This is a genomic window from Mycobacterium sp., assembly GCF_035653355.1.
Lineage (GTDB): Bacteria > Actinomycetota > Actinomycetes > Mycobacteriales > Mycobacteriaceae > Mycobacterium.
In genome coordinates, this window is record NZ_DASRBZ010000301.1 from 1 (window position 1) to 10,669 (window position 10,669).

At 66.8% G+C, this 10,669-nt stretch carries 8 protein-coding genes and 2 pseudogenes; 2 read left to right on the forward strand and 8 right to left on the reverse strand.

Features of this window, described 5'->3' with window-relative positions:
- Nucleotides 1-388: pseudogene (locus VFA16_RS10455) on the forward strand (NADPH-dependent 2,4-dienoyl-CoA reductase); the annotation flags it as partial.
- An 8-nt stretch (nucleotides 389-396) separates the two neighbouring features.
- Here VFA16_RS10455 and VFA16_RS10460 read toward each other — a convergent pair.
- The 5 genes from VFA16_RS10460 to mshB all read right to left on the reverse strand — a co-directional run bounded on the left by VFA16_RS10460 (nucleotide 397) and on the right by mshB (nucleotide 5,994).
- Nucleotides 397-987 carry a YbhB/YbcL family Raf kinase inhibitor-like protein gene (locus VFA16_RS10460; protein WP_324967743.1) on the reverse strand — a complete coding sequence of 197 codons (591 nt, stop codon included), beginning with the start codon at nucleotides 985-987 and terminating at the stop codon, nucleotides 397-399.
- A 47-nt stretch (nucleotides 988-1,034) separates the two neighbouring features.
- Entirely contained in the window at nucleotides 1,035-1,799 is a 765-nt protein-coding gene (locus VFA16_RS10465; RefSeq protein WP_324967744.1) for a maleylpyruvate isomerase N-terminal domain-containing protein, read from the reverse strand.
- Nucleotides 1,799-4,375: a bifunctional FO biosynthesis protein CofGH gene (locus tag VFA16_RS10470; protein ID WP_324967745.1), complete on the reverse strand. Its 2,577-nt coding sequence runs from the start codon at nucleotides 4,373-4,375 to the stop codon at nucleotides 1,799-1,801. The genes VFA16_RS10465 and VFA16_RS10470 overlap by 1 nt, the downstream gene beginning before the upstream one ends.
- An 82-nt stretch (nucleotides 4,376-4,457) precedes the next feature.
- Nucleotides 4,458-4,988 carry a hypothetical protein gene (locus VFA16_RS10475; RefSeq protein ID WP_414687688.1) on the reverse strand — a complete coding sequence of 177 codons (531 nt, stop codon included), beginning with the start codon at nucleotides 4,986-4,988 and terminating at the stop codon, nucleotides 4,458-4,460.
- Between the two features lie 94 nt (nucleotides 4,989-5,082).
- The gene (mshB, locus tag VFA16_RS10480) at nucleotides 5,083-5,994 is read right to left on the reverse strand and encodes an N-acetyl-1-D-myo-inositol-2-amino-2-deoxy-alpha-D-glucopyranoside deacetylase (RefSeq protein ID WP_324967746.1); all 912 of its coding nucleotides are present in this window, start codon (nucleotides 5,992-5,994) and stop codon (nucleotides 5,083-5,085) included.
- A 328-nt stretch (nucleotides 5,995-6,322) separates the two neighbouring features.
- Here mshB and VFA16_RS10485 point away from each other — a divergent pair, with 328 nt between their 5' ends.
- Nucleotides 6,323-6,928 (forward strand): TetR/AcrR family transcriptional regulator, encoded by a 606-nt coding sequence (locus VFA16_RS10485; protein ID WP_324967747.1) that lies wholly within the window; start codon nucleotides 6,323-6,325, stop codon nucleotides 6,926-6,928.
- On the opposite strand, the gene VFA16_RS10490 is transcribed toward VFA16_RS10485, so the two are convergent.
- The 3 genes and pseudogenes from VFA16_RS10490 to VFA16_RS10500 form a co-directional block, all read right to left on the reverse strand.
- Nucleotides 6,912-7,649, reverse strand: a complete 738-nt coding sequence (locus tag VFA16_RS10490) for a class I SAM-dependent methyltransferase (RefSeq protein ID WP_324967748.1) — start codon at nucleotides 7,647-7,649, stop codon at nucleotides 6,912-6,914. The genes VFA16_RS10485 and VFA16_RS10490 overlap by 17 nt on opposite strands.
- Nucleotides 7,650-7,729: 80 nt before the next feature.
- Nucleotides 7,730-9,634, reverse strand: a complete 1,905-nt coding sequence (locus VFA16_RS10495; protein ID WP_324967749.1) for an ABC transporter family substrate-binding protein — start codon at nucleotides 9,632-9,634, stop codon at nucleotides 7,730-7,732.
- Nucleotides 9,635-9,769: 135 nt separating this feature from the next.
- Nucleotides 9,770-10,669 (reverse strand): annotated as a pseudogene (locus tag VFA16_RS10500) (translational GTPase TypA); the annotation flags it as partial.

A 10,669-nucleotide genomic window follows, 5' to 3' on the forward strand; every position in this document is an offset into this window, starting at 1 on the left:
CGCGTTTACCACGCCGATCCCTGCACCGCCTGCGCGCGAGGTGTACCTGCTGCAGCGCAGCAATGGGCCCCAGGGGCGGCGGCTGGGCAACACCAGCGGCTGGGTGCACCGGGCGTCGTTGAAGGCAAAAGGGGTGCAACAGCTCTCGGGGGTGACCTACGAGCGCATCGACGACGCCGGCCTGCACATCAGCGTCGGTGAGCACCCGCAGCTGCTGGCGGTGGACAATGTGGTGATCTGCGCGGGCCAGGAGTCGGTGCGCGACCTCGAAGAGAACTTGCGGCACAACGGTATTGACCCACACGTGATCGGCGGGGCCGCGTTGGCCGTCGAGCTTGACGCCAAGCGCGCCATCCGGCAAGGCACCGAACTGGCAGCGCGACTATAGGGGTTTACTTAGCCGCCGAACAGGCCCACCGTGCGGGCGTTGGCGATGGCCGCGGCGGCGATCTTCTGTGTGGCTTCCGGCGCGGGTGTGGAAGGCGCCAACGTCAACGGCTTATTCAACGCGTAGAGCTGGAAGCGGTAGTGGTGCACTCCGGTGCCGGCGGGTGGGCACGGGCCGAAGTACTCCGCCTTCCCGGCTGAGTTCATGCTGACAGCTGCTCCCTGGGGCAGCGGGCCTTCCCCGATTGCAGTGGTCGATGGCGGGATATTGCTGACCACCCAGTGCACATACAGACCGGAGGGCGCGTCGGGGTCGTCGACCACCAGAGCCAGCGACTGGGTGCCTTTAGGCACGTTCTGCCAGCGAAGCGGCGGCGGAACGTTGCGGCCGTGGCAGGAGTACTCGGCCGGGATCGGCGTGTTGTCACCGAACGCGGAACTGGTGACGGTGAGCTTGGCCGGCCCGGCCGGCGGTGCTGGTGTCGAGCTCGTCACCGCGCCGGAGCTCGTGGGGCCAGGAGATTGCGGATTCACCTTGCCACCACCACATGCCGGAAGCGCAAGAAGCAGCAGTGCAACAGTGGCCAGCCCCAGTCTCATGGGCGTGTGTATACCCCTGAGCGGCCGCGGCGTAAAGAGCCGGCTGGTCAGTAGCCGCTGAGCAGCCGGCGCACCCGGCCCAGCGTTTCCGGCCCGACGCTGCTGCAGATCCGCGACGGATCGGCGGGACGGCGACCCCATAGCAACAGGACACGTGCCGCCGCGTCGGTTTCCAGAGTGGCTGGTCCGTCCGTCGCGGCGAGCTCGATTCGCACCGAGCCATTTTCAGCGGCCACGACGAGGTCGTCGGCGCCGGGAACCCGCAGCCGCGCCTCGATGCGCTCGCCCGCATCGAGTAGCTCGGCGCCCTTCCTCAGCAGCGGTTTTCCTACCGCGATCACACTGTGGGTCGTCATCCAGGGTTCCGCCAGCCGAGCCTGTGAAGCTGCGTCGTCTCCGGTGATGTCCCAGGTATGCAAGACGCATTCTTCGCGCATGTGCTCGGCGAACCATGGCACCTTCATCGTGCGCCCGGTCCAGGCGACGTCGGTATCGGCGGGAATACCGTCGGCTGCTTCGGCGACCTCGTTGAGTCTGATCATTCTGTCGTGCAGGGCATCCCACAGATCCGTGGTGTTCATGGCGCGCAGCGGGCCCTCGCGTTCCTCGAAGCTGCGGGTGTCGACGGTTTCGCCCTCAAGGTGTTTGCCCAATACTCTGGCGAGTTCTTCGGCGTTGCCTGCTTGGTGGATGACGATGTCGCGCACCGTCCAGGCCTCACACCACGTGCCGGCGTCGGGTCGGCGTTGCTGCACCGCATCAAGAAAAGGCTGCCACTCGGGAAACCGGTCAGTGTCCACGTTTCGATTCATCAGGCCGCCAACAGTGAGTAGGTGGTGGTTCGTTGACGCGCGGGCCGGCCGATACCCTCGGCGATCGCGGCCAACTCGGGCACGGTCTTGGCGGACCCGTGTTCGGAGCCAGCCATCCGCGAGATCGTTTCCTCCATCAACGTGCCGCCCAAGTCGTTGGCGCCGCCGTTGAGCATCACCTGGGTGCCGTGCACCCCGAGCTTAACCCAGCTGGTCTGGATATGAGAGATGCGGCCGTGCAACATGATCCGTGCCAGCGCGTGCACTGCGCGGTTGTCGCGATGGCTGGGCCCGGGCCGCGACGCGCCGGCCAGATACAGCGGCGAATGCTGATGGACGAATGGCAGCGGCACGAACTCGGTGAAACCCCCAGTCCGGTCCTGGATGTCGCGCAGCACATTCAGGTGCGCAACCCAGTGCCGCGGACTGTCGACATGGCCGTACATCATCGTCGAGCTGGATCGCAGACCGACTTCGTGGGCGGTGGTGACGATCTCGATCCACATCGACGTCGGCAACTTGCCCTTGGTGAGCACCCAGCGCACCTCGTCGTCCAGAATCTCGGCCGCAGTGCCGGGGATCGTGTCGAGCCCAGCCTCGCGGAGGCTGGTCAGCCATTCGCGAATGCTCAAGCCGCTCTTGGTGACTCCGTTGGCGATTTCCATCGGGGAGAAGGCATGCACGTGCATCGACGGCACCTTCGCCTTGACCGCGCGAACCAGATCGGCGTATCCGGTGACCGGCAGCTCGGGGTCGATACCGCCCTGCATACATACCTCGGTGGCGCCTTCGACATAGGCCTCCCACGCCCGGTCGGCCACCTCGTCGACCGACAGCGAGTAGGCGTCCGGGTCACCCTTGCGCTGCGCGAATGCGCAGAACCGGCAGCCGGTATAGCAGATGTTGGTGAAATTGATATTGCGGTTCACCACGAAGGTCACGTCGTCACCGACAGCATCGCGGCGCAGCGAATTCGCCAGCGCTGCAACAGCTTCCAATGCCGGGCCGTCAGCGGTGGCCAGCGCCAGATACTGCTCGTCGGAGCAGCCGGCGGGATCGCGTTCGGCCGAGCGCAGCGCTGCCAGCACGTCGGTGTCGATGCGTTCTGGTGCGCGCACTGCCAGCGCCTGCACCTGCGCGCGGATCGAATCCCAATCCCCGAACGCGCTGTCCAGATCGCTGCGGGCCTCGGTGGTGCGCCCCTCGACATCGATCCCCGAATGCAAGTCGACCCGCCCCGCCGACGCCACATCGTCGGGCTCTTGCCACACCATTCCCACCGCGTTCACGTCGCGGGCCAGGCCAGTCGCCGAATCGGCCAGTGCCATGACATGCCGGCGCACCCGCGGGTCGATCCACGCCGCTCCGGCCTGCACGTATTTGGGCTGCGCGGTCAGCCGTTGCACCAGGTCGTATCCAGCCTCGGCGGTGACGGCCGACAGTTCATCCAATGCTGGCCAAGGCCTTTCGGGATTGACGTGGTCAGGCGTCAGCGGTGAGACGCCGCCCCAGTCGTCGACACCGGCACGGATCAGCGCCAGGCACTCCTCGCGGGACACCAGGTTCGGCGGCGCCTGGATGCGCATGCCTGGGCCGAGCACCAACCGCGCCACCGCCACCGTCGCCAGGAAATCGTCGAAACCCGCATCGGGCGCCGATGCCATCGCGGTGTGCTCCTTGGCCCGGAAGTTTTGCACGATCACTTCCTGGATATGCCCGAACTCCTTGTGCACCTTACGGATCGCATGCAATGTCTCGGCGCGCTCCTGCAGCGTCTCACCGATGCCAACCAGCAGCCCCGTCGTGAACGGAATCGACAGCCGCCCCGCATCAGTGAGCACCCGCAACCGAACAGCGGGGTCTTTGTCCGGGCTGCCGTAGTGCGGCAGACCCTTGGTTTCGAACAGCCGCCGCGATGTGGTCTCCAGCATCATGCCCATCGAGGGCGCTACCGGTTTGAGCCGCGACATCTCCGACCAACTCATCACGCCCGGGTTCAGGTGCGGCAGCAGGCCGGTCTCCTCCAGCACCCGGATCGCCATTGCCCGCACGTAGGACAGCGTGGAGTCATAGCCGCGTTCTTCCAGCCACTGCCGGGCCTCGGGCCAGCGCTGCTCGGGGCGGTCGCCGAGCGTGAATAGTGCTTCTTTGCAGCCGAGTTCACCGCCGCGACGGGCGATGTCGACGATCTCGTCAGGTTCCAGATACATGCCCGACCCTTGGGCGCGCAGCTTGCCCGGCACGGTGACGAACGTGCAGTAGTGGCAGGTGTCGCGGCATAGCCGGGTGGCCGGGATGAAGACCTTGCGTGAGTAGGTGACCGGCAACCGGCCGGTGGCGCCACGTCGTCCGGCCGATTCCAGACCGGCGTCGCGCACCCGTGCCGCACTACGGCACAGGTCAGCCAGATCCCCGCCGCGGGCCGTCATCGCCAGGGCGGCCTCGTCAACGTTGAGCGTCACCCCGTCGCGAGCACGCCGCAACACGCGCCGCAGCGCGCTGGCGCTAGCGGCGGTGGGTTTCCCCGGAACGGCGGGGATGGGCAAGTCGGCGCTGCGTTGCGGGTTCAGGGCCACTCCCCCGTAACGTCCGCTCGCTGCGAAATCATCCGCACCCTCTCACCATCTCCATATTTCGGTGCCTGGCATGACCGTCACATTAGACCTGAGTTTCGCCCGTCTGGCTCACCTGGGGCTGGGGGCTGGCCGGCTCGGGCTCGACCTGTTTTGTCCGGCGTCGGCGCCACAGCACCATCCATACCGGCGGTACGACGCCGACCGCGATCAGCAGCGGCGCACGCGCCAAGGCCAGCATGCCAGGCCCATCGAAGATTCTGTCGTCGCCGGGACCGCCGAGGGTCATCGCGGCCACGGTCAGCAACCACGTCCACAGCGGCAGTGCGGCCACCCGGGACGATTTAGTCCAGTGCATGGCTGCCCATACCAGGACGGCGTTGACCAAACCGCTTATCAACGCGCTTACCGGGAACGGAATCGACCCGATGTAGGCGGGCAGCAGCAGTGCCGCCGCGAGTGCGGACAGGACGCCATCGATGGCCAGCAGGGTAAGAACGACGATACGGATCGCGGGGTCCGTCGCCGCGGTGTCATCACTCGATGCGACGGTTGGCTGGGTGGCGGTCAGGTCGGGATGCTGTCGAGCTGCGCGACCAGGGAAGCGATCACCCACTGAAAGTTATCGAGTCGGTCCTGCCAGTGCTGCATGTTGGGGTCCATATCGGGGTCCATACCGGTTCCTTCCACGAGGCTGGCTGGTAGGAAGCCTACCGCGCGGCGGATGGGGTCAAGTCGAGTCCGGCGAGCAGATCGGTCTCCCAGCCGCGCTCGTCGCGCTTTCCCGCTGTGCCGGCCGCCAGGATGTAGTGCTCGTCCGGCAGGATCGGCAGCGCCAGGTTGTTCGACAAAGCGCACGCCCGCCCGGTCGGCCCGACCACGACCTGAGTGGCGTGCGCGGACAGCGCCGCAACCTTGGCCGGTAGCGCATCGGGTGCCTCGATGACTGCGTCGATCCGCTCGTCCGGGTAGCCGAACTCGCCGATATCGCTGTGGTCGGTCGGGATCACCCAGTGGGGCTGTAGATCGTCACGACGCAGCGCGCGCCAGCCCGCCGAGAAGGCCCTCGCAGCGACGACCGTCCAATAAACCTTGGGTACGGTCCAGGGCGCACCCGGGTAGTCGGTGGTGCCGGCGGCGGCAGCCGCCGCTGTGGTGACGGCATGGGCGCGAATGTGGTCGGGGTGGCCGTATCCCCCGTTCGGGTCATAGGTCACGACGACGTGCGGCCGCAATTCCCGGATGACCGACACCAATGCGCCGACAACGTCGCGCTCTTCGGCGTCGACGAACTTCTGCTGACGCCGCTGCGCGGTGCCGGGCATGCCGGAATCGCGCCAGCGACCCGCACCCCCGAGATAGCTCGGCGCGCCGACGCCGAGAGCCTGCAGTGCGGTGGTGAGCTCACCGATGCGGTACCCGCCGAGTTGGTCGGCGTGGTCGACGGACAGCTGCGCCCACTGGTCGCCGATGACTTCACCCTCTTCGCCGAGTGTGCAGGTGACGACCTGCACTCGAGCACCGCGCGCGGTGTAATGCGCGATGGTGGCGCCGGTGGTGAGGCTTTCGTCGTCGGGGTGGGCATGGACGAACAGCAACCGCGGCGTCTCGTGGGACGGCATGAGAAAACCGTACCGGTGCCGCTTCGCCCGGCAAGGACGACGGGTCCGCGGAACCGCTGGGTTCGTTGGTCGGGTGCATAGTGAACTGTCACGTCTACCGGTGATATGCCGGCTAAACGCCTTGTACGAGCGGTAGATAATGCGTCAGGTCCGTGCATCTCGTCCTGCGAATACGTCCGCGGTGAGGTAAGGTAACGCGCCTTTCGCGGATGTTGCTGCGGCGAACCAGATTTCACAAAGGCGCCGCTATGACGACTGCAAGATGGCCATCACCGCAAAACCACGGCGTGTCACCGCCATGAGAAACGATGATGGCTACTATCGGAGAATGCCACAGCAGAGCAAAGCCGTAAAAAGCCGTCGCCGGGGCCAAGAACTCGAGAACGCGCTGTACGAAGCCACACTGGCCGAACTGGCGGCGGTGAGCTACGGCGGACTGACCATGGAGGGTATCGCCGCACGGGCCCGCACCGGCAAGGCCGCGCTGTATCGACGCTGGGCCAGCAAGCGCGCTCTGGTGCAGGCCGCTCTGCTGCACGCCCTGCCGCCGTTGCCGCAGCCCAGCGCCGACCGGTCGCCACGTGAGAACCTGTTGGCGGTGTTCACCGCACACTGTGAGGTGCTCGCCGGCAAGACCGCCTTTCCGAGTCTGGACATCATCGGCCAGTTGGTTCACGAATCGGAGCTGCGCGCGATTTTCGCCGACGCCGTGGTGGCGCCCCGCCTTCGCATCATCGAATCGATCCTGCGAGCCGCCGAGCGCAATGGCGACATCGATCCGGCCCGTCTGACCCCGCTGACCGCACGAGTTGGGCCGGCGTTGATCAACCACCACCTCCTGTTGACTGGAGCGCCACCGAATAAGCGACAACTCGCGCGGATTCTCGACACGGTCCTTCCCCAGCGGGCACCGGCGGTCAGTCGAGGCGGGTAGCCGCGACCGCCCAAATCGGGAAGTGCACCCGATGGTCATCGAGTAGCGGCTCAAGGGTTTTCAGCCGTTTCTGGAAGGGCTCGAACCGCTTGGCCATGTCCGGGGTGGTCGCCATCATCTGTTGCATGAAAGCCAGCGTTTGCGGCCTGAAGACGCCGACGTATGTGGAGGTACCAAGGTAGTCGACACGCCATCCGGCCGCACCCAGCACGCGCTCGAAGTTGTCGGCGGGCAGACCGTCGAACTGCAGGCCGTTGACGTTGTGGCGGCCGAACTCGAACATGAACAGCCGAGCCCCGGGCTTGGTGGCGCGGTGCAGTGCCTGGGCGTATCGACCTTGGGTGTCCTCGTCGTCCATGAACACGTGGTAGAAGGCGCTGTCGACTACGGTGTCGAACCGGCCCTCGAACCCGTCGAGCTTGGTGGCGTCGGCCACGCGAAAGTCGACCTGCACACCCGCGTTCTCGGCGTTGCGTTTGGCCCGCTCTATCGCCGACGGTGAGCCGTCGACACCGGTAGCCGAAAGGCCTTGCGCCGCAAAGTGGATAGCGTGATACCCGGGACCCGTGCCGGGGTCGAGCACCTCACCGCGCACGCCTCCGAAGGCGACCAGCTGCTGCACAACCGGCTGTGGGCCGCCGATATCCCATGGGACGAGGCCCTGTTCGGAGCGCTCACCACGGTAAAGTTCTTCGAACGTCGGGTCGATGCCGTCTGCCATGTCTGCTCCTAAGCTCGTTCCCTGAGCGCCAAGATAGCCACTCCAGGCAAGGAACGCTAGCGGCTACTACCAGCGAGACGTTACTGCGAGGTCTTCAGCCATTGGCCGGCGTCGCCGACGATGCCCACCGGCACCGCGCCGGATAGGTTGACGTTTTGCACGCTGGGTCCCGCGGCGACGATCGTGGTGTCCTGCAGGATCGGCAACACGGTCGCCATGTTCCACAGCCGCGGCTCTACCGCGTTGATCACCTCGTTGATGTCCTTGGTGCCCTGCAGTGCAGCGTCGATATTCGACTGGATGCTGCGGTCGCAGATTCCTGTGATGTTCGACGGCGCCTGCACCAGCGCCCCCGGCTCCGGCGAGCGGCTCGGCGGCGTCGACGTCGGCGTCCCCGAGGGCTTGGCAGCGTGCGGCGCGGTCGGCGATCCGTCGGACCTGCTGGCCGCCGGCGCCCCCGATGTTGACACCGGGGTCTCCTCTAACGCGGGGCAGCCGTAGCGGGAGGCCAGCAGCGTCGCAAGGTTGCCGCCGGCTTGATGCCAGCCCACGACGGCGTCCACGCGGTTGTTGACCAACGCGTCGCGGTAGAGCACCACCGGATCCAGCCCCAGCACGGTGGCGGCGATGCCGACATTGCGCAATTGGTCGGCGGCCGTGTTGGCCACTGCCACCGCCGTCGGGTCGTTCGATGCGACGCCGATAACCAGGGATAATTGCTTGCCGTCCTTGCTGATTCGGCCACGGGTGAACTCCGGAGCGCCGGTGTTGGCCGGTGTGCTGGCCGGGTCTGCTGGCGGCGGCACCGACGCAGACGTGTCGTTTTCGATCTGGTAGCCGCCGGCTTCCAAGAGACTCAGCGCGTCCGCCTTAGTCATCGCGGGCGGCGCTGTCGGCACATACCCGGGGTCGCTGGGCGCACGGATCTGGGCTTGGTCCAGCGTGACGGTGTTGTCGCTGCCGGCCCCGACCGCGGCGAGCAGATCGACGTCCAGCAGGCCCAGAATCGCCTTGCGCACTTGGGCATCGGCCAACTTGGGCTCACCGGCGCGCAGCGTCAACTGCATGACCCGCGGCGTCATGATCCGTGCGGTCCGCACGTCGGGAATGGCGGACAGTTGGGCGAATGCCGCTGACCCACCGTGCACCTGGGCGACTTGAGTGTCGCCGTTGCGGATCGAGTCGGCCAATGCGGCAGGCGCGCCCGCGCGACGAAAGAGGATGAGATCGGGCTTGGCCGGCGGGCCCCAGTAGCGGTCGTTGCGGGCAATCAAGATCTCGTCGCGCTGCGGGTCGATGTTCTCCACCCGGAACTGTCCGCCGGTGACGGGCAGCGCGCGAGCCAGCCCGGCCGGGAAGCCGCCGGGCACATCTTTGACGATATGTGCAGGCAGGATGTTGCTGAACAACTCCCGCCATGCCGGATACGGCTGGGAGAAGGTGACGACCGCTTGCTTGCCGCCCTCGATCGACTGGACGCCGGTGATGAGGTCGTAGCCGGCCGGGTCGACGACACCGGGCTGGCTGACCATCTGCCGCCACAGGTACCAGAAGTCGTCGGCCGCGATTGGGGCGTTGTCGGTCCACTGCGCCTCCGGCCGGATCTTGTAGGTCACCGTGAACGGGTTGTCGTTGGTGACGTCGGCCGATACCAGCAGGGTCGGATCCATTTCCCAGCGCGAACCCGTCGGCGCGCTCGGGTCGGGCACCGGGCGAAACGCACTGGGCAGCACCAGCGCGCTGACCGCGGCGTTGACCGCGGACAGATCGGAGAGCAGGTGGGGGTTGAAGCCGGCGCCGATCGAGTCGATGCCCATGATGACCTGCATGACGCGCGGCGGCGGGGGCGGCGAGCTGCGTGACGTCTCGGTGCTCTGCGGCGCGGGCGGGGGCTTGACGGTACAGCCCGATACCGCCAGCCCCAGCACTGAAGCCAGCGCGCCGATGGTTAACCAGGCGCGTCGGGCTCGTTTCGGCACGCCCATCAGGGTATCGGTCGGCCCATCGGCTGCCCCATAGCCGCGCAGACCGACCTCTCGGCCGCGAGCGTAACGCCAGGGCGGGACCCCGGCTGATTTCTCGCCACAGCGTAACGCTCGGCGGCCGATACCGTCATGGCGCTAGCCCCGCGCCTTGGCCCGCGCCCGGCTGCGCGCCCGCTCGGTAGCGCCGAGCAGCACCTTCCGGACCCGCACCGCCTCCGGGGTGACCTCGACGCATTCGTCGGGCCCGCAGAACTCCATGGCGCGTTCCAAGTCGAGGTCTATGGGCTTGGCGACGGTCTCCATCACCTCGGCGGTCGACGAGCGGATATTGGTCAGCTTCTTTTCCCGGGTGACGTTGATGTCGAGGTCTTCCGGGCGCGGATTAATACCGACCACCATGCCCTGGTAGGTGTCCTGTCCGGGCGCGACGAAGAACTGGCCCCGATCGGCCAGCTGTAGCAGCGCGTAGGCGGTGACGGTCCCGGCACGATCGGACACCAGCGACCCGCTGTGGCGGGTACGGATTTCTCCAGCCCACTGTCGGTAGCCGTCGAACACCGCGTGCGCGATGCCGGTGCCGCGCGTCTCGGTGAGGAAATCGGTGCGCCAGCCGATCAGTCCGCGGCTGGGCACCGTGAAATCCATCCGCACCCAGCCCGAGGCGTGGTTGGTCATCTCCGTCATGCGTCCCCGACGCGCGGCCATCAACTGCGTGACTGCGCCGATGTACTCCTCGGGGCAGTCGACGGTCAGCGCCTCGACCGGCTCATGCAGTTTGCCGTCGATAGTCTTGGTCACCGCTTGGGGCTTGCCGATGGTCAGCTCGAAACCCTCCCGGCGCATCTGCTCGACCAGCACGGCCAGCGCCAGCTCGCCACGCCCCTGCACCTCCCAGGCATCCGGCCGGCCAATGTCGACGACGCGGATCGAGACGTTACCCACCAGCTCGGCGTCGAGGCGGGCTTTGACCATCCGCGCGGTCAGCTTGTGCCCGGGCACCTTGCCTGCCAGCGGCGAGGTGTTGGTGCCGATGGT